Annotated in this window: 28 protein-coding genes; 12 read left to right on the top strand and 16 right to left on the bottom strand. The window is 70.5% G+C overall.

Annotated elements, in window-relative coordinates:
* Positions 1-8: 8 nt before the first annotated feature.
* Positions 9-953, bottom strand: coding sequence for a universal stress protein (locus ACQBAS_RS02865; protein WP_427384868.1), 945 nt, complete (start codon positions 951-953; stop codon positions 9-11).
* Positions 954-1,065: 112 nt separating this feature from the next.
* Between ACQBAS_RS02865 and ACQBAS_RS02860 the strand changes: the two genes are divergently transcribed.
* A complete protein-coding gene (locus tag ACQBAS_RS02860; RefSeq protein ID WP_427384866.1) occupies positions 1,066-1,710 on the top strand; it encodes an SDR family oxidoreductase in 645 nt (214 codons plus the stop codon).
* Positions 1,711-1,755: 45 nt separating this feature from the next.
* Positions 1,756-2,793 carry a zinc-binding dehydrogenase gene (locus ACQBAS_RS02855; protein WP_427384864.1) on the top strand — a complete coding sequence of 346 codons (1,038 nt, stop codon included), beginning with the start codon at positions 1,756-1,758 and terminating at the stop codon, positions 2,791-2,793.
* 238 nt (positions 2,794-3,031) lie between these two features.
* Here the strand turns inward: ACQBAS_RS02855 and ACQBAS_RS02850 are convergent, their stop codons facing one another.
* The 3 genes from ACQBAS_RS02850 to ACQBAS_RS02840 are packed head-to-tail and all read right to left on the bottom strand — an operon-like array spanning position 3,032 to position 4,319.
* Entirely contained in the window at positions 3,032-3,490 is a 459-nt protein-coding gene (locus ACQBAS_RS02850) for a hypothetical protein (protein ID WP_427384863.1), read from the bottom strand.
* Positions 3,481-4,065, bottom strand: coding sequence for a winged helix-turn-helix domain-containing protein (locus tag ACQBAS_RS02845; protein WP_427384862.1), 585 nt, complete (start codon positions 4,063-4,065; stop codon positions 3,481-3,483). The genes ACQBAS_RS02850 and ACQBAS_RS02845 overlap by 10 nt, the downstream gene beginning before the upstream one ends.
* A gap of 47 nt (positions 4,066-4,112) precedes the next feature.
* Positions 4,113-4,319, bottom strand: a complete 207-nt coding sequence (locus tag ACQBAS_RS02840; RefSeq protein ID WP_427384861.1) for a DUF3024 domain-containing protein — start codon at positions 4,317-4,319, stop codon at positions 4,113-4,115.
* A gap of 290 nt (positions 4,320-4,609) precedes the next feature.
* On the opposite strand from ACQBAS_RS02840, the gene ACQBAS_RS02835 reads away from it, so the two are divergent.
* Both ACQBAS_RS02835 and ACQBAS_RS02830 read left to right on the top strand, forming a co-directional pair.
* Positions 4,610-4,987 (top strand): DUF4267 domain-containing protein, encoded by a 378-nt coding sequence (locus ACQBAS_RS02835; protein ID WP_427384860.1) that lies wholly within the window; start codon positions 4,610-4,612, stop codon positions 4,985-4,987.
* Positions 4,984-5,595: a TetR/AcrR family transcriptional regulator gene (locus ACQBAS_RS02830; protein WP_427384859.1), complete on the top strand. Its 612-nt coding sequence runs from the start codon at positions 4,984-4,986 to the stop codon at positions 5,593-5,595. Before ACQBAS_RS02835 ends, ACQBAS_RS02830 begins: the two co-directional genes overlap by 4 nt.
* 54 nt (positions 5,596-5,649) lie before the next feature.
* Here ACQBAS_RS02830 and ychF read toward each other — a convergent pair whose 3' ends face one another.
* Genes ychF through ACQBAS_RS02810 form a run of 4 tightly spaced genes read right to left on the bottom strand, consistent with a single transcriptional unit; the run spans position 5,650 to position 8,428 of the window.
* Positions 5,650-6,735, bottom strand: coding sequence for a redox-regulated ATPase YchF (gene ychF / locus ACQBAS_RS02825; RefSeq protein ID WP_427384857.1), 1,086 nt, complete (start codon positions 6,733-6,735; stop codon positions 5,650-5,652).
* A gap of 12 nt (positions 6,736-6,747) precedes the next feature.
* On the bottom strand, positions 6,748-7,629 hold the full coding sequence (locus ACQBAS_RS02820; protein ID WP_427384856.1) for a thioesterase family protein: 882 nt from the start codon (positions 7,627-7,629) through the stop codon (positions 6,748-6,750).
* A complete protein-coding gene (locus ACQBAS_RS02815) occupies positions 7,626-7,907 on the bottom strand; it encodes a hypothetical protein (RefSeq protein WP_427384855.1) in 282 nt (93 codons plus the stop codon). The genes ACQBAS_RS02820 and ACQBAS_RS02815 overlap by 4 nt, the downstream gene beginning before the upstream one ends.
* Positions 7,904-8,428: an NUDIX domain-containing protein gene (locus ACQBAS_RS02810; protein ID WP_427384854.1), complete on the bottom strand. Its 525-nt coding sequence runs from the start codon at positions 8,426-8,428 to the stop codon at positions 7,904-7,906. The genes ACQBAS_RS02815 and ACQBAS_RS02810 overlap by 4 nt, the downstream gene beginning before the upstream one ends.
* A gap of 86 nt (positions 8,429-8,514) precedes the next feature.
* On the opposite strand from ACQBAS_RS02810, the gene ACQBAS_RS02805 reads away from it, so the two are divergent.
* Positions 8,515-9,720 (top strand): DNA recombination protein RmuC, encoded by a 1,206-nt coding sequence (locus tag ACQBAS_RS02805; protein ID WP_427384852.1) that lies wholly within the window; start codon positions 8,515-8,517, stop codon positions 9,718-9,720.
* 31 nt (positions 9,721-9,751) lie between these two features.
* On the opposite strand, the gene ACQBAS_RS02800 is transcribed toward ACQBAS_RS02805, so the two are convergent.
* The gene (locus ACQBAS_RS02800; RefSeq protein WP_427384851.1) at positions 9,752-10,804 is read right to left on the bottom strand and encodes a 4-hydroxy-3-methylbut-2-enyl diphosphate reductase; all 1,053 of its coding nucleotides are present in this window, start codon (positions 10,802-10,804) and stop codon (positions 9,752-9,754) included.
* Between the two features lie 100 nt (positions 10,805-10,904).
* On the opposite strand from ACQBAS_RS02800, the gene xseA reads away from it, so the two are divergent.
* Positions 10,905-12,149, top strand: coding sequence for an exodeoxyribonuclease VII large subunit (gene xseA / locus ACQBAS_RS02795; protein ID WP_427384850.1), 1,245 nt, complete (start codon positions 10,905-10,907; stop codon positions 12,147-12,149).
* A 42-nt stretch (positions 12,150-12,191) separates the two neighbouring features.
* Entirely contained in the window at positions 12,192-12,506 is a 315-nt protein-coding gene (locus tag ACQBAS_RS02790) for an exodeoxyribonuclease VII small subunit (protein ID WP_427384849.1), read from the top strand.
* Positions 12,507-12,544: 38 nt separating this feature from the next.
* Here ACQBAS_RS02790 and ACQBAS_RS02785 read toward each other — a convergent pair whose 3' ends face one another.
* A complete protein-coding gene (locus tag ACQBAS_RS02785) occupies positions 12,545-13,144 on the bottom strand; it encodes a DUF4245 domain-containing protein (protein ID WP_427384848.1) in 600 nt (199 codons plus the stop codon).
* 104 nt (positions 13,145-13,248) lie between these two features.
* Between ACQBAS_RS02785 and glpX the strand changes: the two genes are divergently transcribed.
* Genes glpX through ACQBAS_RS02765 form a run of 4 tightly spaced genes read left to right on the top strand, consistent with a single transcriptional unit; the run spans position 13,249 to position 17,468 of the window.
* Positions 13,249-14,286: a class II fructose-bisphosphatase gene (gene glpX / locus ACQBAS_RS02780; RefSeq protein WP_427384846.1), complete on the top strand. Its 1,038-nt coding sequence runs from the start codon at positions 13,249-13,251 to the stop codon at positions 14,284-14,286.
* A gap of 4 nt (positions 14,287-14,290) precedes the next feature.
* Positions 14,291-15,223: a carbohydrate kinase family protein gene (locus tag ACQBAS_RS02775; protein ID WP_427384845.1), complete on the top strand. Its 933-nt coding sequence runs from the start codon at positions 14,291-14,293 to the stop codon at positions 15,221-15,223.
* 17 nt (positions 15,224-15,240) lie between these two features.
* A complete protein-coding gene (locus ACQBAS_RS02770; protein ID WP_427384844.1) occupies positions 15,241-16,953 on the top strand; it encodes a fumarate hydratase in 1,713 nt (570 codons plus the stop codon).
* Positions 16,950-17,468, top strand: a complete 519-nt coding sequence (locus tag ACQBAS_RS02765; protein WP_427385567.1) for a beta-class carbonic anhydrase — start codon at positions 16,950-16,952, stop codon at positions 17,466-17,468. Before ACQBAS_RS02770 ends, ACQBAS_RS02765 begins: the two co-directional genes overlap by 4 nt.
* A 49-nt stretch (positions 17,469-17,517) precedes the next feature.
* Here the strand turns inward: ACQBAS_RS02765 and ACQBAS_RS02760 are convergent, their stop codons facing one another.
* The 4 genes from ACQBAS_RS02760 to rplM all read right to left on the bottom strand — a co-directional run bounded on the left by ACQBAS_RS02760 (position 17,518) and on the right by rplM (position 22,107).
* Positions 17,518-19,584 carry a M3 family metallopeptidase gene (locus ACQBAS_RS02760; protein WP_427384843.1) on the bottom strand — a complete coding sequence of 689 codons (2,067 nt, stop codon included), beginning with the start codon at positions 19,582-19,584 and terminating at the stop codon, positions 17,518-17,520.
* Between the two features lie 38 nt (positions 19,585-19,622).
* Positions 19,623-20,972 carry a phosphoglucosamine mutase gene (glmM, locus tag ACQBAS_RS02755; protein WP_427384841.1) on the bottom strand — a complete coding sequence of 450 codons (1,350 nt, stop codon included), beginning with the start codon at positions 20,970-20,972 and terminating at the stop codon, positions 19,623-19,625.
* 152 nt (positions 20,973-21,124) lie between these two features.
* Positions 21,125-21,631, bottom strand: coding sequence for a 30S ribosomal protein S9 (rpsI, locus tag ACQBAS_RS02750; protein WP_427384840.1), 507 nt, complete (start codon positions 21,629-21,631; stop codon positions 21,125-21,127).
* A 32-nt stretch (positions 21,632-21,663) separates the two neighbouring features.
* Positions 21,664-22,107 (bottom strand): 50S ribosomal protein L13, encoded by a 444-nt coding sequence (rplM, locus tag ACQBAS_RS02745; RefSeq protein ID WP_427384839.1) that lies wholly within the window; start codon positions 22,105-22,107, stop codon positions 21,664-21,666.
* Between the two features lie 333 nt (positions 22,108-22,440).
* On the opposite strand from rplM, the gene ACQBAS_RS02740 reads away from it, so the two are divergent.
* A complete protein-coding gene (locus tag ACQBAS_RS02740) occupies positions 22,441-22,983 on the top strand; it encodes a helix-turn-helix domain-containing protein (protein WP_427384838.1) in 543 nt (180 codons plus the stop codon).
* A gap of 13 nt (positions 22,984-22,996) precedes the next feature.
* On the opposite strand, the gene truA is transcribed toward ACQBAS_RS02740, so the two are convergent.
* Together truA and rplQ are read right to left on the bottom strand one after the other, a co-directional pair.
* Positions 22,997-23,845, bottom strand: coding sequence for a tRNA pseudouridine(38-40) synthase TruA (gene truA, locus ACQBAS_RS02735; protein WP_427385566.1), 849 nt, complete (start codon positions 23,843-23,845; stop codon positions 22,997-22,999).
* A 110-nt stretch (positions 23,846-23,955) separates the two neighbouring features.
* Entirely contained in the window at positions 23,956-24,705 is a 750-nt protein-coding gene (rplQ, locus tag ACQBAS_RS02730; protein ID WP_427384837.1) for a 50S ribosomal protein L17, read from the bottom strand.
* Positions 24,706-24,779: the final 74 nt, after the last annotated feature.

The raw sequence follows: 24,779 nt of genomic DNA, 5'->3' as shown, positions 1-24,779 counted from the left end.
GCTCCGCGTCACTCCTTGGGAGCGTGCACCACGAGGACGGGTGCGCCGGACTCCTCGAGCACGGTGCGGCTTGTCGAGCCCAGCAACTTGCCACGGAAGCCGCCGCGGCCCCGACGCCCGATGACGAGGAGCTCGGCCCCCTTCGCCCGCTCGACGATCGTCGGCACCACCGCGCCGTGGGCCACCTCGACGGTCACCGCCACGTCGGGGTGGGCGGCCTTCGCCGGCTCGACGAAGGTCGCGACCTTGGCGCGGTAGTCCTCCTCGATCTTGCGCCACTCGGGGGAGTCGGGCTCCGTCACGACGAAACCGTCGACGACCTTGACGTTCCACGTCATCAGGCAGACGACGCTCGACCCGCGCAGTTCGGCCTCCGCGAGGGCCGCGTCGAGCGCCGCGCGACTGTCGTCGCTGCCGTCGAGGGCGACGACGATCTGACCGTTCCCACCCTCGAGGTCGACCTTCGGGTTGACCACGACCACCGGGCAGGCGGCGTGCATGGCCGTGTTGGCCGACGTCGTGCCGAGGAAGAACCGGTCGAGCGCCGACCGCTGGCCGGTGCCGACGACGATGAGCGAGGCGACATCGTCGTGGTCGAGCAGCGAGCCGGAGGCACTCCCGATCGCCGTGCTCGAGGTGATGGCCACGTCCGGGTGGGCGGCGGCCAATTCATCCCGCACGCGCGCCGCGATCCCGCCTTCGCCGTCCTCGTCGTCGAGGCCGCGTAGCAGGATCGGGTCGACTCCGGCAGCGCCGAAGGACTCCCCCACCCCGAGGATCACCTCGGCCGAGTGGAGGACGTGCAGCGGTGCGCCGCGCAACTGGGCCTCGCGCACGGCCCACGCCACGGCGGCGCTGTCGGTCCCCGTGCCGTCGACACCGACGAGGATCGCGCCGTCGGGGACGGGGGTGTCGGCGGGGCTGGCGGGCTGGGTCGTCACGTTGTCGGCCATGTCTCCATCATGCCCGTCCAACGGCGCTTCGTCGCCGGATCCTCAGGGACGATGTGGACATGTGAGGCACCAGACGTACGGTGGACGGACGGACCGATCGAGAGGATCACCCATGAGCCGCATCACCATCATCGGCGGACACGGTAAGGTCGCCCTGCTGCTCGAGCCGTTGCTCGTCGCCCAGGGCCACGACGTCGCGGCCGTCATCCGCAACCCCGAGCACACCGGCGACGTGGAGGGCACCGGCGCGCGCGCCGTCGTCGCCGACGTCGAGACGATGTCCGCCCAGGATCTGGCGGCCCTCTTCGCCGAGCAGGACGCCATCGTCTGGTCGGCCGGAGCCGGTGGCGGCGACCCCGCGCGCACCGTCGCGGTCGATCGCGATGCCGCCATCCGCAGCATGGACGCTGCCGCGGCGGCCGGTGTGCGCCGCTACGTGATGGTGTCCTACTTCGGCGCCGGCCCGGATCACGGCGTGCCCGAGGACAACCCCTTCCACGCCTATGCCGAGGCCAAGTCGCAGGCCGACGCGCATCTGGCCACGACGGACCTCGACTGGACGATCCTGCGCCCGAGCGCTCTGACCGAGGACGCGGGCACCGGCCGGATCGAGACCGGGGACGGTGTCACGCCCGGGCGCGTCAGCCGGGCCAACGTGGCTGCCGTCGCGGCGGCCGTGGTCGGCAGCGCCGACACGTATGGCCGCACGATCCCCTTCAACGACGGGGACACCCCGATCGAGGGCGCGCTGTCCTGACTGGCACCCGTAGGGACGCGCGTCGGCCCTGAAAGAATCGCCCGCATGCGAGCAGTGGTCATCGACGGTGTCCGGTCCCAGCCCCACGTCCGGGAGGTGGCAGCACCCGTCGCTCCCGAGGGCGGGGTGGTCGTGCAGGTGAAGGCGACCGGGGTCTGCCGCAGTGACTGGCACGCGTGGGCCGGCCACGACGACATCGCCTGGCCCCATGTGCCCGGCCACGAGCTCGCCGGGGTCATCAGCGAGGTCGGCGCCGGCGTCGAGCGGTGGCAGGTCGGGGACCGCGTGACGGTCCCCTTCGTCTGCGGCTGCGGGCGCTGCTCGTGGTGCGCGGCCGGCGAGGCGCAGGTCTGCCCGGACCAGCAGCAGCCCGGCTTCACGCACTGGGGCTCCTTCGCGGAGAGAGTGGCCCTCCACGCGGCCGACACCAACCTCGTCGCCATCCCCGAAGGCGTCGACTTCGCCACTGCAGCCAGCCTCGGGTGCCGGTTCGCCACCGCGTACCGCGCTCTCGTCGCCCGCGCCCGACTGACGAGGGGAGAGTGGGTCACCGTCGTCGGGGCCGGCGGGGTGGGACTCAGCGCCGTGATGATCGCCAAGGCGCTCGGAGCCCACGTGGTGGCAGTCGACCGCAATCCCGAGGCCCTCGCGGTCGCCACGCATCTCGGCGCCGATCACACGCTGATCGCGGACGGTCGGGATGTCGAGGCAGCCGTGGCCGAGCTGACCGGCGGCGGGAGCCACGTCGCTGTCGACGCCGTGGGGAGCGAGCAGACCTGCGCCGACGCGATCCTCAGCCTGCGGCGCCGCGGCCGGCACGTGCAGATCGGGCTGCTGCCACCGGTCGACGGACACCCGAGGGCGCCGATGGCCCGGGTCATCGGCTGGGAGCTGGACCTGCTGGGCAGCCACGGCATGGCGGCCGTCGACTACCCGGGGATGCTCGCGCTCATCGAGTCCGGCGCCCTGCAGCCGCAGCGACTGATCGAGCGCACGATCGACCTCGAGGAGGCAGCCACGCTGCTCCCCGGCTTCGACACCGCGATCGTCGCGGGACTGACGATCGTCGACCCCGCCCTCTGAGGACACGCCCCGCCCTCTCCCCCTTCGTCACGGGTGGCGTCGGAGAGGGATCCGTGGCGTCAGTGTGAACTAGACGCCGAAGCGGAACGAAGACCGGCGTTCTCGACCGTCGTCGGTCGTCGTCGGCGACAGCCGGAGAATGCGGTCTGACCTGCGGTTATGCGCTGATCCAGCCGTCGGGCGTCGTTGGCGGCGAACGCTCCGCGGGACTTCTTGCGGACTGTTTGCGGACCGCCGGTCAGGTCGAGAGGCCTCTGGTGAGGGCGGCGTCGAACAGCGTCCGCGCGACCTGTTCGGCCTTCTCGGTCGCCGCCGCCCCCACCGGCTTCGCCTCGTAGCGGTCCTGGTTGCGGGCGCGTCGCAGGCGGTCGAACTCTCGCGCTGCCTTCTCTGCCGGAGGCTTGTCGAACACCGCGCGCAGGTAGCGGCCGAGCGCCTCGTGCTGGCCTGGCCCGTTGGTCGTCCGGAAGCCGTACGCCGCCAGCAATGCCTCGCCGGTGTCGTGACAGGCGTCGTAGGCGACGCCGTACCTGACGGTGATGCTCGTGAGCAGCGGCAGTTGATCCAAGCGCTCTTGGGCCTGCCGCAGGAACGAGGTCGCCCGCGCGAGGTCTGCGGGCACGGCGTCGAGTCGCCGCGCCTCGACCAGGGCGAGGACCGTTGCCTGCTGGACGCGGGTGAGCGGGGTCAGTGCCACGGCAGCTCTCCGATGACGGCGACTGCCGAGCCGCTGCGCACATTGTCCAGAAAGCCGGAGGACGCTGCGAATTCCTCAGGCGTGAGGATCGTCGGGTTCACGGGACGATGCACCACGGCCTCGACGCGCGTGCACGCCTCGTAGACCGCGTCCACATCGGGCGCACCGAGCACCATGAGGTCGATGTCCTGCGGGGCCGGACCAGCATGACCGAGCAGCCGAGCGGCGAAGGAGCCGTAGAGGAACGCGGACTCGACCCCGTCGATGCGGGCAAGCTCCTCTGCCAGCATCACCACCGGGCCGGTCACCACCGTGAGGATGTCGCGCAAGGGATCCACAAGCGGGCTCTCGTCATTGGCGCGGATCAGCCTTGTGCGCCCCACGTGTCGCTCGCCCAAGATGCCGGCATCGATGAGGCGCGCGACTTCACGGTGCGCGGTCGGGTAAGCCAGGCCGGCCCGCTCGGCCAGATCAGTGAGACTCAGTTCGTCACCGGTGAGCAACAAGGTGGACAGGAGACGTGCCTGACCGTCCGACCGGAAGATCGGAGCGAGGAGGGGTGCCTCGGTTCTCATATAACTGAGGTTATCCTCCAGAATATCGATAGTCAACGAGCTGCTCGCTAACCCCAGAAGATGGGGTCGCCGCTGGGCTCGATGTGGTCGCGTAGCGCCTGGATGTTCGTGGTCGGGCGCTTGCGTTTGTACTCGTGGAACTTCAGGTTGCGGTCGCGCCAGTAGATCGCCCACCGGCCGGTCGACTGCGTGTACCGCAGCCGCGCGATCGGGAATCGGGCGTGCTCGCCGACACCGTCCCACGGCGGCCGCACCTCGACAATGTCGACGTGTCGGTCCGAGACATCGGCCTCGACCTTCAGCTGATCCCACCGAAGAGCCGGAGCGTCGACGGGCGTGCGGACTGTCTGCGGACCAGCTCGACCCCAAGCACCAACAATCCTCAACGCCTACCAGCGAATCCCGACGACGCTAGACATTGAAGCGGAACTCCACCGAGTTCCGGCACGAAGCGACCTCGGGATCACCGGCCGAACCGCGCTCACGATGTCCGCACCGACCTCTGCCTGTCATTGACAGGAAACCTTTCACCGATAGATTTGCCATGACCTTCGCGGGCCTCGTCATCACCGCTCTATCCGGTCTGGCCATTGCCGCCATCGGCCTGATGTACCTTCTCGCACCCAGGGCCGCCGCCACCTCCTTCGGACTCACGGATATCCCCGAGTCCGGCAGCACGCCCTGGCTGCGAATCAAAGGAGTGCGCGATGCAACCTGCGGTGTCGTCGCCGGGGTGCTCCTACTGACTGCCCCCCTCGACACAATCGGATGGGCTGTGCTCGCGTTCGCACTCATCCCGCTCGGAGACGCAGCAACGGTTCTCGCCTCACGAGGAAGTCGGCTGGCTGCGTGGTGCATCCACGCGCCGACCGCCCTGCTCATGATTGTCGGGGCCGCCCTCCTGATTGTGGGGTCCCGATGAACAGCCGCAGCACCGATACGACACCGCGCGAACGCCGAAAACTCGCCCGTCGCCGGCAGATCATCGAGTTGGCTCGCCAGATCGCCGAAGCAGAAGGCTGGGAGGCGGTCACGACTCGTCGACTCGCGGACGGCATCGACTTCAGCCAACCGGTGCTCTACCAACACTTCTCCAGCCGCGAGGATGTGATCCGGGCCGTCACCCTCCAAGGGTTCGCCGACCTCGAGCAACGCATCCGCACTCTCGACGCCGGAATCGGCGAACGCCGTGGCCTCGAAGCGGTGTGCCACGCCTATCTCGGCTTCGTGCGCGAGCACCCGCGCCTATACGACGCCATGTTCACGAACCCCACGCCACTACCCTTTGCGGACAACGAGACTCCGCTTGAACTCACCGGTGCGTTCAACGCGCTCGCGGAGCACGTGGCTCGCCAAGCGCCTCACATCGGCGACGCGGTATCCGCAGCCGAGCTGCTGTGGGCCTGCTGTCACGGCCTGGCCACGCTCCAGGCATCTGCGCGCATTCCAGCAGATCGCATCGATGAACACATCGGCCACATCGACCGGATGATCACCCGCCGGGGCATGCAGGACGAAGGCTCAGCGTGAACCCCGGCCTGCTGGGCCTGCCGCTCCTGGCCAGCACGTCTGGATCAGAATCGACTATACGTTGAAGCGGAACTCCACGACGTCGCCGTCCTGCATGACGTAGTCCTTGCCCTCGATGCGGACCTTGCCCTTCGCCTTCGCCTCGTTCATCGAGCCGGCGGCGTCGATGTCGTCGAAGCCCACGATCTCGGCCTTGATGAACCCACGCTGGAAGTCGGTGTGGATGACACCGGCAGCCTGCGGCGCAGTCCAGCCCTGACCGATGGTCCAGGCCCGCGTCTCCTTGGGGCCAGCCGTGAGGTAGGTCTGCAGACCGAGCGTGTGAAACCCCATCCGCGCCAGCTGGTTCAGCCCGGACTCGGTGGCGCCGAAGCCTTCGAGCATCTCCTGGGCGTCCTCGGGCGCCATGTCCATGAGGTCCATCTCGAGCTTCGCGTTGAGGAACACGGCGTCGGCCGGAGCGACGAGCGCCCGCAGACGGTCGTGCAGCTCGGCGTCGGCGAGCTGGTCCTCGTCGAGGTTGAAGACGTAGATGAAGGGCTTGGTCGTCATGAGGCCGAGACCCCGCGCCACCTCGAGGTCCACCCCGGACGCCGCACCAGCGGCAAACAGGGTCTTGCCTTCCTCCAGGACCTTCTGAGCCGCGAGCGCGTTGTCGAGCAACGGCTTGGACTCCTTCTTGATCCGAGCCTCCTTCTCGAGGCGCACGACGGCCTTCTCGAGGGTCTGGAGGTCGGCAAGGATGAGCTCGGTGTGGATCGTCTCGATGTCGGACTCGGGCGAGACCTTGCCGTCGACGTGGACGACGTCGCCGTCCTCGAACGCGCGCACCACCTGGCAGATCGCGTCGGCCTCGCGGATGTTGGCGAGGAACTTGTTGCCCAGGCCCTCACCCTCCGAGGCGCCGCGCACGATCCCGGCGATGTCGACGAACGACACCGTCGCGGGCAGGATCTTCTCGGATCCAAAGATCTCGGCAAGCCGAGGCAGCCGCTCGTCCGGCAGCGGGACGACGCCGACGTTCGGCTCGATGGTGGCGAACGGGTAGTTCGCAGCAAGGACGTTGTTCTTCGTCAGGGCGTTGAACATCGTCGACTTGCCGACGTTCGGGAGACCGACGATTCCGATGGAGAGTGCCACGGGGACAAGAGTCTAACGGCGCGGCGGGGTGACTCGTGCCAGCTGCCGGGACAGGGCGACGAGACGGCCCTCGCTGTCCCACACCTCGGCATCCTCCTCGACGAAGCCACCCGAGTTGGTCCGCGTGGTGATGACGATCCGCAACCAGCCGGCCGCGGGGCGGCTGCGCACGTGGGCGGACAGCTCGAGCGTCGGTGTCCAGCCGGGCAGCCCGAGCTCGAAGGCGGTCGGCGGCAGTGCGTCGATCGCCAGCAGGAGCATGAGGACGTCCGGCTCCCGGCCGTCGGCCAGCCGCAGCCACCCGCGCATCTCGCCCTTCCCCGACGGGCGACCCGCCGCCCAGCCGGCCGTCGCCGGGTCGAGGCGCAGGTCGAGGCGCTCGAGCAGGGACGCCGCCCGAAGGAACTGCGGCGGCGCCTGGTCCATCGAGAGGCACTCCTCCACCGGGGGCAACTCCGGGGGCGTGGCCGTGGTCGTCACCTCGTCGTGGACCGCACCGAGATCGCCGAAGGTCGCGATGGCGCGCAACCGCTCGACGTCGCCGCCCTCCCCCGACTGGCGCAGCGAGACGGTCGCCGTCGAGACGGAGCGACCGGTGCGGATCGGCTCGACGTGCGCCGCGAGGGCCCCTGGCTCGGCGGGAGTGAGGTAGTAGGCGCTGATGGCGAGCGGGTCGGCGTGCGTCGTCGCCGGGTCACCGGCGAGGAACGCGTCGCGCATCGCGCGGGCAGCCAGGGCCAACAGGACACCGCCGTTGACGCCGTTCCCGATCCGCCACCGCTCGGACAGTTCCGCGTCGAAGACGCCGGACTGACCCGCTCGCGGCGTCACGGCCGTCTCGACGTCGAAGTCGGAGACCGCGCTCGTCCCGGTCGTCTCGCCTGCTGCCGTCATCCGCGGTCTCCTTCGTCGGTGTTGTCGAGGTGGGTGGTGGAGTCGGTCGTGGCAGGGGCCTCGGGAGTGCGCAGGAGTCGCGCCCAGGCGACCCAGAGGAGGAGGCCCGCCACGAGCGCCACCCCCGAGAAGACGAGTCGCTCGCGCGCCGTGCCGCCGGTGAGGAGTGCGTCGAGCGCGGCCAGCACTGTCAGGAGGAAGGTCGGCAGGACGAGGATGACGATGGCGGCGCCGGCGAGTTGGCGCTTGCTGTCGCGGAACGGGCTGTAGTCGCTCACGAGCCCCCCACCACGTCGAGCGGGCTGCCGTCCTCGAGGTACAGCGTGCCGGGGGTCTCGGCGAGCGCCGCGGCGATCATCCGTGCCGTGTAGGGCGCGACGAGGTCGGGGATCTCCTCGGGCCGGGCCCAGCGCACCGAACGGATCTCCCGACGTTCGAGGTCCGGTTGCTCCACGAGGGATCGGTCGTGCACGCCGAGGTCGAAGAGGCAGAGCAGGGCGTCGTCCCACCCGCGGTAGGGCGGCAGCCAGTTGACGGCCCGCAGGGCGTGGGACTCGAGCACCAGCCCCAGCTCCTCCTCGATCTCGCGGAGGACGGCCATGGCCGGCGACTCGTCGGGATCGACGATCCCGCCGGGCAGGTCGTGGGCCTGCTTGTAGGTCAACTGGCAGAGCAGCACGTCGCCCTCGGTCGAGCGGATCAGGCCCTGCGCGATGAGCCGCTTCTTCGGCAGCCGGGCGTTGAGAACGCGGATCGCCGCCAGTCGGCCACTCTCGGTCGTCAGGTCTGGGCGCTCCATGCGTGCGAGCCTAATCGTGGCGCGGCATCGTGGCACGGCAGGTCCGAGCAGCCCGGGCTGTCGGTGGCACCTGCCAGCCTGTGGGCATGGAGTCGCCCCTCACCCTCGTCCTCGTCGCCGTGATCGCCCTCGTCGTCGGCGCGGTGCTCGCCCGCGTCCTCACCCGGTCCGGTCTCGCGGCCGAGATCGCGTCCCTGCGGACCGAGCGGGACCTCCTCCGCGAGCGCGTGGCCGGCCTCGAGATCCAGCGGGCCGAGGACGACACGACGGCCACCCTCCTGGCACCGCTGCGCGAGACGATCGGCCGCGTCGAGCAGCAGGTCGGTCAACTCGAGCGCGACCGCACGAGCCAGTTCGCCTCCCTCGGTGAGCGACTGACCGAGGTGGGTCGCACGACCGAGGCGTTGCGTTCCGAGACGTCGTCCCTGGCGGGCGCGCTCAACGCGTCGACCGTGCGGGGGGCGTGGGGTGAGGTCCAACTCCGGCGTGTCCTCGAGGTCGCGGGTCTGCTCGCCCGCTGCGATTTCGACGAGCAGGTCACCCGGGTCAGTCGTCATGGGGAGACGGTCCGCCCGGACGCCGTGATCAATCTCCCGGGCGGGCGTCACGTCGTCGTCGACAGCAAGGCGCCGATGAGTCACTTCCTGGCGGCCCAGGGCGAGTCCGTCGGGGAGGTCGAGCGGACCGAACTGCTCACCGCCCATGCGACCTCACTGCGGCGGCACGTCGAGTCCCTCTCCGCCAAGGCCTACTGGACCGCCTTCGAACGCTCCCCCGAGGTCGTCGTCTGTTTCGTCCCCGGCGAGGCCATCCTCGCGGCCGCCCTGGCCGACGACCCGGGTCTCTACGAGGCGGCCCTCCGACGCAACGTCGTCATCGCCTCGCCCGGCACGCTCTTCGCCATCCTGCGGACCGTCGGCGCGATCTGGCAGCAGGACGCGCTGGAGCAGAACGCCAAGGAACTGCTCGTCATCGGCAACGACCTCCACGCCCGGCTCAGCACGCTGGGCGACCACGTGCGCTCGATGGGGCAGTCGCTCACCAAGTCGGTCGAGCACTACAACCGGTTCGTCGGGACGCTCGAGACCCGCGTGCTCGTCACGACGCGGCGCATGCACGAGTTGCACCTCGCGGCAGAGCCTCCGCAGCGGCTGGACCCCATTGAGGTGGCACCCCGGTCGCTGAGCGCGACCGAACTCCTGCCCGATGGATCGCAGGACCGGGACCGCGAATACCTCGAGCGCGAAGGTCGCTCCGGGCCTGTGAGCGGAACGAGCGAGCAGAGCGCCTGAGCGCGGCCCCGAAGAGCGAGGCCCCGACAGCTCAGTGCAGCGAGCCTGCGTCCGCGAGCGAGGAGCCGTCGTGGCGCATCTTGTCCGAGAGGCCCTTGGCCTTGAGGTCGCGCCGGATCTCGTTGGGCAGCGAGAAGAGCAGGCTCTCCTCAGCGGCGACGACGGGACGGACATCACCGAACCCGCGATCGGCCAGGAACGCGACGACGTCGCGGACGAGCACCTCCGGCACGGACGCACCGGAGGTGACGCCGACCGTCTGGACTCCGTCCAGCCACCCCTCATCGATCTCGTCCGCGTAGTCCACGAGGTGACCGTCCCGGGAGCCGTGCTCGAGGGCGACCTCGACGAGGCGCACCGAGTTCGAGGAGTTGCGCGAGCCCACGACGATCATGAGGTCGCACTCGGCCGCCATCTGCTTCACGGCCAACTGCCGGTTCTGCGTGGCGTAGCAGATGTCGTCGCTGGGCGGGTCCTGCAGCGACGGGAACTTCTCCCGCAGCCGGCGGACCGTCTCCATGGTCTCGTCGACCGAGAGGGTCGTCTGGGAGAGCCACACGACCTTCTCCGGGTCGCGGACCTCGACGTTCTCGACGTCGTCGGGGCCGTCCACGAGGGTGATGTGCTCGGGTGCCTCACCCGAGGTCCCGACGACCTCCTCGTGGCCCTCGTGGCCGATGAGCAGGATGTCGTAGTCCTCACCGGCGAAGCGGACCGCCTCGCGGTGCACCTTCGTCACCAGCGGGCAGGTCGCGTCGATGGTGCGCAGGCTGAGCGCCTTCGCCTCCTCGTGCACGACCGGGGCCACACCGTGCGCGGAGAAGACGACGGTCGCGCCCTCGGGGACCTCGTCCGTCTCCTCCACGAAGATCGCGCCGCGCTTCTCCAGCGTCGTCACGACATGCTTGTTGTGCACGATCTGCTTGCGGACGTAGACGGGCGGCCCGTAGAGCTCGAGGGCCTTCTCCACCGTCACGACCGCCCGGTCGACACCGGCGCAGTAGCCGCGGGGGGCCGCGAGCAGGACGCGCTTCGAGCCCTCCGTCGTGGATTCCGGGGCAGTGGCCGGGGTCGTCTCAGTCATGGCCCCATCGTAGGCGGCTCGCCTGAACGCCCCGAATCGCGAGCGCTGGTGGAGGGCGAGCGGACGTGGACGGTCGGTGTCCACCCCTACAGTGACGGACGTGAGTGCCGCCGCCCCGCTGCCCGACAAGGCCGCCGACACCACGGCCGAGCGGCCGTGGCCGGTCCGGCTGCTGAGCATGAAGATCGCCGACTACGTCGACAAGATGTCCCTCCTGTGGGTGGAGGGACAGGTCGTCCAGCTCAATCGACGCCCCGGCGCGAAGACGGCCTATCTGACCCTGCGCGACGCCGACGCCGACATGTCCCTGAGCGTCTCGATCCGCGTCAATGCCCTCGACGCGATGCCGACCCCGTTGACCCAGGGCGCGCGCGTCGTCCTGCAGGCCAAGCCGGAGTTCTGGACCGGTCGGGGATCGCTCATGCTCGATGCCCGGCAGATCCGACCCGTCGGGGTCGGCGAACTCCTCGCCCGGATCGAATACCTCAAGGCCACGCTCGCCGCGGAGGGACTCTTCGACGCAGAGCGGAAGCGGCCGCTTCCCTTCCTCCCTCGCCGCGTCGGCCTCATCTGCGGGCGATCCAGCGCCGCGGAGAAGGACGTCGTCGAGAACGCCCGCCGACGGTGGCCCGCCACCGACTTCGTCATCCGCGAGGTCGCCGTGCAGGGCACGAGCGCGGTCACGGAGGTGAGCGCGGCCCTCGCCGAACTCGACGCCCTGCCCGAGGTCGACGTCATCGTCATCGCCCGCGGCGGAGGCGCCGTCGAGGACCTGCTGCCCTTCAGCAACGAGGCGCTCCTGCGTGCCGTCAGCCGGGCCCAGACGCCGATCGTCAGCGCCATCGGCCACGACGTCGACACTCCCCTGCTCGATCACGTGGCAGACCGGCGCGCCTCGACCCCCACCGACGCCGCAGCGCTCATCGTCCCCGACGCGGCCGCCGAACGCCGGACCGTCGAGCTCGCCCGCGAGCGCGGTCATCGGGCGCTGTCGGGGCGACTCGGCCACGAGCGACGCCACCTCAACGCGTTGCGCAGCCGACCGGTCATGGCCGACCGCGGGGCGATCGTGCGGGTACAGCGCGACCTCGTCACCGGGCTGCGCGACCGCGCTCACCACCGCGTCACCGTGGCCCTGCACCGCCAGCGCGACCGGGTGGGCCACCTCGCCGCGCAGGCCAGGGTGCTGTCGCCGCAGTCGACCCTCGACCGCGGGTACGCGATCGTCCAGCACCCCGATGGGTCGGTCGTCACCACGCAGGCCGACGTCAGCGTGGGCGAGATCCTGCGGGTGCGGGTCGCGCGGGGTGACTTCCCCGTCACCGCGGGTGTGCCCGGCGCCTGAGTCGGTCGACCTGCGTCGGCGCCTCCACCTACAGTGGCCGCCATGGCAAACCCTTCCCGCAAGGCAGACTCGGCGCAGGTGGACCCCGTGCAGGAGGACCCCCGTGAGGCCGACGCACCCGAGGAGGGCGCCCCCCACGGTGGCCCGCAGGTGGACGTCAGCGACGTCGCGGGCCTCAGCTACGAGCAGGCGCGCGACGAGTTGACCGCGCTGGTCGCCCGCCTCGAGTCCGGCCAGGTCGACCTCGAGGAATCCATGCGGCTGTGGCAGCGCGGCGAAGCACTGGCGGACCACTGCACGCAGTGGCTCGACAAGGCCGAAGCGGCCGTCAGCGACGCGACGCCCGACCAGGGCTGATCCGCCCAGCGCCGGCCACCGCCGTCAACCGACCCTCGTCAGCCGCCGCTGCTCGAGGCCCCGGCGCCGACCGCCGGGCTCAGGTGTCCGGCGAAGTCGACGACCTCGTCCCACGCACCCGTCCCGCGCAGGACGGTCGTGAGCCCCTTCCGCCCCGGCGGCACCTGCGTGAGCAGCCGCGTCTGTCCGTCCTCGCTGATGTGGCGCTGCCATTCGCGACCGTCCGGCGTCGTGACGCTGCCGTCACCGCTGGCCCCGCGCAACTGCTCCGTCACCCAGGTGGCCGGGGCGTCCTTCGCCTGGGCGTAGGCGACGTGGGTGTCGTGACCGGACTGGTAGCCCACGCGCCAGGTCGGGGGTTCGTCGGTCGCGGCGAAGCGTGCGAGGGTCGCCGACCACTCCTCGTCCAGCCCCGTGGGCACCTCGATCGGCCAGTCCGTCTGCTCGCTCGCCGACTGTGCCGCGAGAGCGACGTCGATCGACTGCCGCTGGACGGTCTCGGTGCGCGCGATGGCGAGGTAGACGATGGCCACCAGTGCCCCGATCACCAGCATCGAGCGGATGACATTGCCCGCCGTCCCGTTGGCGTAGTGGCTGCGCGGGGCTGGCCCGGTCGGCGTCGGGGACTGGCTACTCATGGGTCCATTGTCCCCGTGGCGGAGCCCACGCCGAAACCGGCCCAGTGCGCCCGTCGCCCGACGCTAGAGTCAGGTGACACCCACCGCCGTGTGAAGGACGACGAATGCCTGACCAGCCCATGCCGCCCACGCTCCGAGTGAGCACCGAGGAGCCGGACCGCAACCTCGCCCTCGAACTCGTCCGGGTCACCGAGGCGGCCGCACTGGCAGGGGGCCGCTGGGTCGGCCGCGGTGACAAGAACCAGGCGGACGGCGCCGCCGTCGAGGCGATGCGCCACCTCATCTCCACCGTCGCCATGAACGGCACCGTCGTCATCGGTGAGGGCGAGAAGGACGAGGCGCCGATGCTCTTCAACGGGGAGCGGGTCGGGGACGGCAGCGGCCCGGACTGCGACGTCGCGGTGGACCCCATCGACGGCACGACCCTGACGTCGAAGGGCCAGTCCAATGCCGTGTCGGTGCTCGCCGTCTCGGACCGCGGGAGCATGTACGACCCGAGCGCCGTCTTCTACATGGACAAGCTCGTCACCGGCCCGGAGGCCGCGGACGTCGTCGACATCCGCCTGCCCGTGAAGGAGAACATCCGCCGGATCGCGAAGGTGAAGGGCGTGTCCGCCACGGACGTCACGGTCGTCCTGCTCGACCGGCCCCGGCATGACACGCTCGCGCAGGAGATCCGCGACGCGGGCGCCAGGATCCGGTTCATCTCCGATGGCGACGTCGCCGGCGCGATCATGGCCGCCCGTCCGGAGACCGGGATCGACCTGCTCGTGGGCATCGGCGGGACGCCCGAGGGCATCATCACGGCCTGCGCCATCAAGTGCCTCGGCGGCGTCATCCAGGGCACGCTCTGGCCCAAGGACGACGAGGAACGCCAGCGGGCCCTCGACGCCGGCCACGACCTCGACGCCGTCCTGTCCACGGACGACCTCGTCTCCAGCGACAACTGCTTCTTCGTCGCGACCGGCATCACGGACGGCGAACTGCTGAAGGGTGTGCGCTACCGCTCCGGTGGCGCCACGACGCACTCCCTGGTCATGCGCAGCAAGTCCGGCACGATCCGCCGGATCGAGAGTGAGCACCGACTCTCCAAGCTGAGCGCCTACAGCGACGTCAACCTCACCGGCGCCACGCGGGCCTGAACCGATGACCGCGCCCCGCCCCCGCGTCCTCGTCATCGGCGAGGCGTTGATGGATGTCATCCGGCACGCGGACGACGAGACGACCGAACACGTCGGGGGCTCCCCCGCCAACGTCGCCGTCGGTCTGGCCCGCCTCGACCACGACGTCGAGCTCGCCACCTGCCTCGGTCAGGACGACCGCGGCCAACGCATCCAGGCGCACCTGCAGCGGCACGGCGTCCAACTCTCGGAGGGAACGGCCGCGTCCGGCGCCCCCACGTCCGTCGCGTTGGCCGAGCTCGACTCCTCGGGAGCGGCCACGTACACCTTCGACATCGCGTGGGAGCCCGGACGCATCCGGCTCCCGGAGGTCGTGAGCCACGTCCACACCGGGTCCATCGCCGCGGCCCTCGACCCCGGCGCCGCCGACGTGCTCGACGCGATCGGTCGGGCCGCCGCCATGGCGACGATCTCCTTCGACCCCAATGTCCGTCCGAGCATCGTCGGCGATCGCCCCGGACTGCGCGAGCAGATCGAGGCGGTCATCGCCCTCAGCGACGTCGTCAAGGCGAGCGAGGACGACCTTCCCGCGCTGTACGGCGACGACGTCGACCTCGAGGGCGTCGTCGAGCGATGGTTGGCCCTCGGCCCCTCCCTCGTCGTCATCACCCGCGGCCCCGACGGCGTCATCTGGCGCACCGCCTCCTCCCCCGAGCCCGCTGCGCTGCCGTCGGTCGCCGGGGAGGTCGTCGACACCGTCGGCGCAGGCGACTCCTTCATGGCGGGGCTCCTCTCGGGGCTCCTCGCGCTCGACCTCCTGGGGGACCCGGCTGCACGTGCGCGCCTGCGAGAGGCGACACTGGCCTCGGTCCGACCTGCCATCGAGCGCGGCAGTGCCTGCAGTGGTCTGACCGTCGGCCGGGCCGGCGCCTATGCCCCCAGCCTCGACGAGTTGTGAGAGAGGAACCCACACCCATGGCCACCTTCGCCTACGAGGACCTGCTGCCGATCGGCGCCGACGAGACCATGTACCGACAGCTGAGCACCGAGGGTGTCGAGGTCGTCGAGGGTCCCGGCGGACGCACCTTCCTCCAGGTGGCACCCGAGGCCATGCGCCTGCTCACCGAGACGGCCATGCACGACATCGCGCACTATCTGCGTCCGGCGCACCTCACGCAGCTGGCGAGCATCCTCGACGACCCCGAGGCGAGCAACAACGACAAGTTCGTCGCGCTGGACCTGCTCAAGAACGCGAACATCGCGGCCGGGGGCGTGCTCCCGATGTGTCAGGACACCGGCACCGCCATCGTCATGGGCAAGCGCGGCCAGCACGTGCTCACCGAGGGCACCGACGAGCGGGCCATCTCCCAGGGCGTCTACGACGCCTACACGCGACTCAACCTGCGCTATTCGCAGATGGCGCCGGTGACGATGTGGGACGAGAAGAACACCGGGTCCAACCTCCCCGCGCAGATCGAGCTATACGCCGACACCGCGCCCGGCCACGAGACGACGTACAAGTTCCTCTTCATGGCCAAGGGCGGGGGCAGCGCCAACAAGTCCTTCCTGTACCAGGAGACGAAGGCGATCCTGAACCCCGAGCGGATGCTCGCCTTCCTCGACGAGAAGCTGCGCTCACTCGGGACGGCGGCCTGCCCGCCCTACCACCTCGCCATCGTCATCGGTGGCACGAGCGCCGAGTTTGCCCTCAAGACGGCGAAGTACGCCTCGGCGAAGTACCTCGATGCCCTCCCCACGACCGGCGACGCCGCCACCGCCCGCGGGTTCCGGGACACCGAGCTCGAGGAGCAGGTGCTCGAGCTGACCCGCAACTTCGGGATCGGTGCGCAGTTCGGCGGCAAGTACTTCTGCCACGACGTGCGCGTCGTGCGCCTCCCCCGGCACGGCGCCTCCCTGCCCGTCGCCATCGCCGTCTCCTGCTCCGCCGACCGCCAGGTGCTCGGCAAGATCACGCCCGAGGGCGTCTTCATCGAGCAGCTCGAGACCGACCCGGCCCACTTCCTCCCCGAGCCGACCCACGAGTCGCTGGCCGGCGCCGACGAGGCCGTGGGGGCCTCCTCCACGGGTCAGGGCGCCGTCGTGGAGATCGACCTCAACCGGCCGATGCCGGACATCCTCGCGGAGCTCTCGCGCCACCCGGTGAAGACGCGCCTGTCCCTGACCGGCCCGCTCGTCGTCGCCCGCGACATCGCCCACGCGAAGATCAAGGAGCGCCTCGACGCCGGCGAGGAGATGCCCGACTACCTCAAGGACCACCCCGTCTACTACGCCGGTCCGGCGAAGACGCCCGAGGGCATGGCCTCCGGATCGTTCGGACCCACGACGGCCGGGCGGATGGACTCCTACGTCGAGCAGTTCCAGGCCGCGGGCGGCTCGATGGTGATGCTCGCGAAGGGGAACCGCAGCGCCCAGGTGACGCAGGCCTGCGACACCCACGGCGGCTTCTACCTCGGCTCGATCGGCGGTCCCGCTGCGCGCCTCGCGCAGGACTGCATCAAGTCCGTCGAGGTGCTCGAGTACCCGGAGCTCGGGATGGAAGCGATCTGGAAGATCGAGGTCGAGGACTTCCCCGCCTTCATCGTCGTCGACGACAAGGGCAACGACTTCTTCGCCAGTGTGACAAAGCCCCTTGCCACGACCATTCCCAAGCGCCCGGGCCTAGTCTGAGCGCCGTGACTGCGCCTGACACCTCCCCCTTCGCCGACCTTCTCGACGCCAACCGCCACTTCGCCGACACGTTCACCCTGAGCGGGTTCGACGGCGTCGCCCACGCGGGCGTCGCGGTGGTCACGTGCATGGACAGCCGGATCGATCCCCTGGGCATGCTCGGGCTCTCCCCCGGCGACGCCAAGATCTTCCGCAACCCCGGTGGGCGCGTGACGGCGGCGGCCCTCGAGGCCCTCGTCCTCGGCGTGCACCTGCTTGGCGTCAACCGCATCCTGATCATCCCGCACACCCGATGCGCGATGACGTCCTCCACCGAGGAGGAGCTCCGCGAGAGGGTCGGCCGGTCCGCCGGCGTCGATGCCTCCTGGCAGGGCTTCCATGTCATCCGCGACCAGCGGTCCGCCCTCGCCCAGGACGTCGCGGCCGTGCGCTCGCACCCGCTGGTGCCCGAGGCGGTGGCCGTGGGCGGCTTCGTCTACGACGTCGACACGGGGCTGCTCGAGCCCACGCTCTGACCCCGTTTGGTCGACGCCTGACTCGGCTGACGCCGAGTTGTCGACGTGGTCACCCGGTGAGGCCGCGCCGCTCGAGCAGATGGCGCGGATCGGCGTCCGCGCCGCGGAACACGCGGTAGCTCGCGAGCGGGTCCATCGAGCCGCCGATGCCGACCACGTGACGCCGGTAGCGGTCGCCGTTCTCGCGGGTGAGTCCACCGTTCTCGCGGAACCACGCCCCGGTGTCGGCGTCGAGCACCTCGCTCCAGATGTAGGCGTAGTACTGCGCGTCATAGGCGAACGAGAAGGCGTGCGCGAAGTACGGCGTCGAGTACCGCGGCGGCACGATCGGGTTGTCGAGGCCGACCTTCGCCAACGCCTGAGCCTCGAAGGCAGCCACGTCCGTGACGGCCTCCGCCTCCTCCACGTCGAGGGCGTGCCACGCCTGGTCGAGCAGCGCGGCCGCGAGGTACTCGCTCGTCGCGAAGCCCTGGTTGAACGACTCGGCGGCGATGAGTCGGTCGACGACGTCCTGTGGCATCCGCTCACCGGTCTCGTGGTGGACGGCGTAGTTGGCCAGCACCTCCGGCCACAGCATCCACATCTCGTTGACCTGGCTCGGGTACTCGACGAAGTCCCGGACGACCCGGGTGCCACCGAAGTGGGGGTAGGTCACCTCTGCGAGGAGCCCGTGCAGGGCGTGACCGAACTCGTGGAAGAGGGTCGTGACCTGGTCGTAGGTCAGCAGCGTGGGCTCGCCGGGGGCGGGCTTGGGCACGTTGAGGTTGTTCGTCACGACGGCGTGCGGCTGCTCGCGCAGCGTCGACCGGGTGACGAGGCTCGTCATCCAGGCGCCACCCTTCTTCGTGTCCCGTGCGTAGAGGTCCAGCAGGAAGAGTCCGATGGGGGTCCCGTCCCCCTCCCGGACCTCGAAGGTGCGCACGTCCGGGTGGTAGCCGGTCAGGTCCTCCCGCTCGTGGAAGGTCAGCCCGAAGAGCCGCTCCGCCGCGAAGAAGATCCCGTCCCGCACGACGCGGCCGGCCTCGAGGTAGGGGCGCATGGCGGCGAAGTCGACGTCATAGCGGCTCGTGCGCACCCGGTCGGTCCAGAACGCCCAGTCGGGCGCGTCCACGGGTTCGCCGGCCTCCGACTCGAGGACGGCGCGTTCGGCCGCGACGTTGGCGGCCGCGGCACGGGCCATCGGCGCCAGCCGCTCGAACACCCGCTCCGGGGCCTGCGCGGTCGAGTCCGCGAGCACGGCGTGCGCGTGCGTCGGATAGCCGAGGACGCGAGCCCGCTGCGCCCGCAGCCGCACGATCTCGAGCACGAGGTCCGTCGTGTCGTTCTCGTTGCCCCGGCTGCCGCGAGCCCGCTGCGCCTCGTGCAGCCGGCGACGCAGACCGCGGTCGGTGAGGGACGCGAGGTGCGGGTGGCTCGTCGGCAGGACGAGCGCCAGCAGGTGGCTCCCCTCGTGGCCGCGCTCCCGAGCCGCCTCGGCGGCCGCGGAGATCTCTCCCGACGAGAGGCCGTCGAGCACCGCCACGTCGTCGACGAGGACGGCGAGGTCGTTCGCATCGGCCAACAGCCGCTTCTCGAAGCGGGTCGTCAGCGAAGCCAGCCGCCCGTTGAGGTCACGCAACTGCTCCTTCGCCGCGTCGTCGAGGCCAGCTCCGGCCACGGTGAACTCCGTCAGGTAGCGCTCGACGAGGTGGCGCGACTCGGCGTCGAGGGCGGCCATCGCCTCCGCGTCGTCGCGCACGGCCTGGATCCGCGCGTGGAGGCGGGCGTCGAGCGAGATGGCGTCGGAGTGGGCCGCCAGCTTCGGCGCGTACTCCTCCTGGATGGCCTGGACCTCGTCGGTGGCCGTGGCACTCGAGACCCCGAAGAAGGCCGCGCTCACGCGGGCGAGCAGCTCGCCCGAGCGCTCGAGCGCCACCAGCGTGTTGTCGAAGGTCGCCCGCTCCGGGTTGGTCGCGATCGCCTCAACCTCCGCACGCTGGCGGGCCATGCCCTCGTCAAAGGCGGGCCCGTAGTGCTCCGGTCGGATCTGCGCGAAGGGCGGCAGCGAGAACGGGAGCGGGCTGGGCTCGAAGAGCGGGTTGGTGGCGGTCGTGGGGCTGTCGGTGACGTCGGCCATGCGCGCGACCCTACGGCAGGGCGCGAGCGCCACGCCCCTCAGGCGAGAGTGAGCCGGTCCCGGACGACGTCCGCGAGACGGTCGGCGGCGGCCTGCGCGTCGCCCTGCGTCGGCGCCTCCACCATCACCCGGACGACGGGCTCGGTGCCGGACTTGCGCAGCAGGACCCGGCCGGTGCCGGCCAGGGCCTCCTCCTCGGCGCGGACGGCGGCCTGCAGACCCTCGTCACTGTCAGCGCGGTCCTTGTCGACGCCCTTGACGTTGACGAGCACCTGCGGCAGCCGCGTCATGAACCCCGCGAGGTCGGCGAGCGAGCGCCCGGTCTGCGCCATCCGGGACGCGAGCATCAGACCGGTCAGCACGCCGTCGCCCGTCGTTCCGTGGTCGAGCATGATGACGTGGCCGGACTGCTCACCACCGAGGGAGAGCTGGCGGCCGCGCATCTCCTCGAGCACGTAGCGGTCACCGACCCCGGCCTGAACGACCTTGATCCCCTCGCGCTCCATCGCCTGGAGAAGGCCGAGGTTCGACATCACAGTCGCGACGAGGGTGTCGTCGGCGAGGGCTCCACGGTCGCGCAGGGCGAGCGCGAGGATCCCCATGATCTGGTCCCCGTCGACCTCGTTGCCGTCGGCGTCGACGGCGAGGCAGCGGTCGGCATCCCCATCGTGGGCGATGCCGATGTCGGCCTGGTGCTCGAGGACCGCGGCCTTGAGCTTGTCGAGGTGGGTCGAGCCGTAGCCGTCGTTGATGTTGAGCCCGTCGGGGCGGGCACCGATCACGTGGATCTCGGCACCGGCGAGGCTGAAGACCTCCGGCGAGACGTCACTCGCCGCGCCGTGGGCCGCGTCGATGACGACGACCTGACCGTTGAGGCGGTGGGGCAGTGCGCCGAGGAGGTGACGGATGTAGCGGCTCGACCCGTCGGCCATCTGGGTGATCCGGCCGACGTCCACACCGGTCGGTCGGTCGAAGTCCTGGCCGAGCCGGGCCTCGATCTCGTCCTCGACGGCATCGGCCAGCTTGTGACCCCCCTTCGCGAAGAACTTGATGCCGTTGTCCGGCATGGCGTTGTGCGAGGCGGACAGCATGACGCCGAAATCGGCCCCGGTGTCCGCGGTGAGGTAGGCGATGGCGGGCGTCGGCAGGACACCCGCATCGAGGACGTCGACTCCCGCACCGGCGAGGCCGGCGCAGACGGCGGCGGAGAGGAACTCACCCGAGGCGCGCGGGTCACGCCCGACGACGGCGCGCGGACGACGCCCGTCGACGACGTCAGCGTCGGGCAGCACCTGCGCGGCGGCGATCGCCAGATCGAGAGCGAGGTGAGGGGTGATGAGGCCGTTGGCCAGGCCGCGAACGCCGTCCGTGCCGAAGAGTCGTGCCATGGATCAGGGGTGCCTTTCAGGGAGAAGCGCGCGACGCTCGGGTCGCCGGCATCGAACCGACGATACCCGCAGGGCGGACCGGGACGGTCACGCGACGCGGAACGGCCCCGCCACCCTGAGGGGTGACGGGGCCGTTCGGTGCAGCGCTCGGATCAGCGCTTGCTGTACTGCGGAGCCTTGCGGGCCTTCTTGAGACCGGCCTTCTTGCGCTCCGGGACGCGAGCGTCGCGGGTGAGGAAGCCAGCCTTCTTGAGGGTGGGACGGTTCAGCTCCTCGTCGACTCCGTTCAGCGAACGGGCGACGCCGAGGCGGACCGCGCCGGCCTGACCGGAGGGGCCACCGCCGTGGACGCGCACGAGCACGTCGTAGGCGCCATCGAGCTCGAGCACGCGGAGCGGCTCGTTCACGATCTGCTGGTGGACCTTGTTCGGGAAGTACTGCTCGAGGGTGCGACCGTTGATCTTCCACTCGCCCGTGCCCGGAACGATGCGCACGCGGGCGATGGCCTGCTTGCGGCGACCGGTGGCAGCACCGGGAGCGGAGGCGGACGGACGACGGACGGGCTCGTCGGAGACGGGGCCTTCGGACTCGGAGGTGTACTCGGTCAGCTCGACCTCGTCGTCCTCGACGGCGGTGGGGTTCTCGGTGGTGTCAGCCACTGTGGTTCCTGTCTGCTTCTTCTACCGGGCGCTTACTGCGCGACCTGGGAGATCGTGTAGGGCTTGGGCTGCTGGGCGGCGTGCGGGTGCTCGGCGCCGGCGTAGACCTTGAGCTTCGAGAGCTGCTGACGGCCCAGGGTGTTGCGCGGGAGCATGCCACGGATGGCCTTCTCCACAGCCTTCTCCGGGTGACGCTCGAGGAGCTCGGTGTAGGACTGGGTCTTCAGACCGCCCGGGTAACCGGAGTGGCTGTAGGCCTTCTTCTGCTCGAGCTTGGCGCCGGTGAGGGCGACCTTGTCGGCGTTGATGATGATGACGAAGTCACCGGTGTCGACGTGCGGGGCGAAAATCGTCTTGTGCTTGCCGCGCAGGAGGATGGCGGCCTGGCTCGCGAGGCGACCGAGCACGACGTCCGTCGCGTCGATGATGTGCCACGCGCGGGTGACGTCGCCCGGCTTCGGGGTGTAGGTGCGCAAAGTTCTTGCCTTCACTCGTTCCTGAAATGGGATCGTGTGCCACGTGCGCCCGAGGGCGTTCGCATTCGTGCGCCCTGGAGGGCGCGCAGCACAACGTCCTCAAGTTTACGGAGTGTTCACGGGAGGCCCAAATCACGGCGAAGGGGGCCCGCTGGCTCTGTGACCAGCACAAACGCCGTCGTGGCCGCCACCACCGGGGTATTGTGCAACAGTTCTTTGCAAAGGTATTGTGCACACATGCCCGATGTTCGCGCCGATTCAGCCGCTGAATCCGCCTCTGAATCCGCCTCTGAATCCGACACGGCGGAGGCCCTCCCGGCGGATGCCGTCCGGGTGTTGGCTCACCCCCTGCGGGCCCGCCTGCTCGCCGGTCTGCGCAGTCGGGGCACGGCCACGGCCACGGACCTCGCCGCCGATCTCGGGACAAACTCCGGCGCCACGTCCTACCACCTGCGTCAGCTCGCCGCCGTGGGACTGGTCCGGGACGTCCCCGGCGGACGAGGCCGGCGACGACTCTGGGAGGCCACCCCCCATCGGGCGCGCTGGCTGCCGTCGGAACTGGCCGACGACGACGACCTCGACGCCTCCCTGCAGTGGCTCGACCGGGACTACGTCGCGCACTTCGCCGAGCACGCCGAGGCCTGGCTCGATGCCCAGGACCGATGGCCGGCGCGCTGGCGCGACGGACTCGGGTTCCGCGACGGCGCCGTGCTCGTCACCGCAGACCAACAGGAGGCGCTGCGCGCCGACCTCGACGCCGTACTCGAGAAGTGGGCCAGGGTTGGCCAGGGCAACCCGACCGCCCGCCGGGTTGCCGTCTACACGTACGCGTATCCGATCGACCCCGACCGTCCGCCGCGCGAACCGTCCGTCTGAGGGCGAGGTCCCCTCAGGAGTGGTCCACGTCGTCGAGCGACCGCCTGGCCCGGGCCTGCTCGGCGCGGGCGGCGAGACCGTCGTCGCTCGGGTAGGAGACCTGCTCGAGCGACAGGCCGTGGGCCGGCATGACCTTGACCCGCGGATCACGGACGCGACCGAGCAGGACCTCGCGTGCGAAGGAGACCGGAACCCGCCCCTCCCCCACCGGCACGACGGCGCCGACGAGCGCTCGAACCATCGAGTGGCAGAAGGCGTCGGCCACGACCGTCGCCTCGAGGACGCCCTCGTCGTCCCGGGCCCACCCATACTCGAGCAGCGTGCGGACCGTCGTCGCCCCTTCGCGCTTCTTGCAGAAGGCGGCGAAGTCCTGAAGACCGACCAGGGAGCCCGCGGCATCATCCATGGCCGCAACGTCGAGGGCATGCTTGACCAGGACCGTGTCACGACGACGAAGGGGGTCCAGGGCGCCCGGGCGGTCCTCGATGCGGTACCGGTAGCGACGCGACGTCGCGGCGAAGCGGGCGTCGAACCCCTCGGGGGCGGGCGCGCAGCGGCGCACCACGATGTCGGCGGGCAGGATGCCGTTGAGCCGACTGACGGCGGCCTCCGGCGGCGGACGATCGGACCGGCCGGGAACGGCCGACCACGCGAGCGGATCGACGTCGGCGTGCACGACCTGTCCGCGGGCGTGGACCCCGGCGTCGGTGCGACCAGCGACGGTCACCCGGATGGGCTCCGGGGCTCGCAGCAGCCTCGTCAGGGCCTGGGACAACTCCCCTTCGACCGTCCGCAGACCCGGCTGCGCCGCCCAACCGGAGAACTCGGTGCCGTCGTACGCGAGGTCGAGACGCAGCCGCATCGGGCGTCCCTCGGGGACGGGCTGGTCGGCGGGCATGGCTGCACCCTAGTGGCACGACGAGAGCCGCCCACCCGTGAGGGTGAGCGGCTCTCGATCAGCAGGGACGGCGATCAGTTGCCGCCGCCGGCCTTCGTGAAACCGGCCTTCTCGGCGTCCTCCGCGGAGGCGAACCAGAACTCGGCGACCGTGGCGTCGTACCACTGGCCGTCGGGCTCGTGGTACTTGCCCGAGTCGGCGTTGCCCTTGATCGGGTAACCCTCGGGAGCGGAGCCGTCGGCCGTCGCGGCGACAGCGCCCTCGGGGAGCTCGACGGCCGCAGCGGCCTCCGTGCCCTCGGTGGCGTCGGTCGCAGCAGCAGCGTCGGTGTCCGCAGCAGCGTCCGCGTCGACGAGCGTCGCGGGCTCGGTGGCGGGGGCCTCCTCGGCAGCCGGCGCGGCCTCGGCGTCCTTGGCCGCACGCTTGGTGGCCGCGGTGGCCTCCTTGACGGTGGCCTTCTTGGCGACGGGCTCGCGGACGAGCTCGATGACCGCCATGGGGGCGTTGTCGCCCTTGCGCGGGGCAATCTTCGTGATGCGGGTGTAGCCACCCTCGCGCTCGGCCATGTCGGGCGCGATCTCGACGAAGAGGCGGTGGACGACACCCTTGTCACGGACGACCGTCATCACGCGACGACGCGCGTGCAGGTCACCGCGCTTGGCGAAGGTGATCAGGCGCTCGGCGAGCGGGCGAAGGCGCTTGGCCTTGGCCTGCGTCGTCGTGATCGAGTCGTGCTCGAAGAGCGACTGGGCCAGGTTGGCGAGCATGAGGCGCTCGTGCGCCGGCCCGCCTCCGAGACGGGGACCCTTGGTGGGGGTAGGCATTGTGTTTCTCCTTGAAGGTCTGACCTCACCGATCTCCCGGGGTTCACCCGGCGGTGTGGGCCATGAGTTCTAGT

It is taken from the genome of Janibacter zhaoxuefangae (genome assembly GCF_050271985.1).
Classification (GTDB): Bacteria; Actinomycetota; Actinomycetes; order Actinomycetales; family Dermatophilaceae.
Note: the sequence above shows the minus strand (reverse complement) of the source record. Positions and strands in the feature narration are given on the sequence as shown.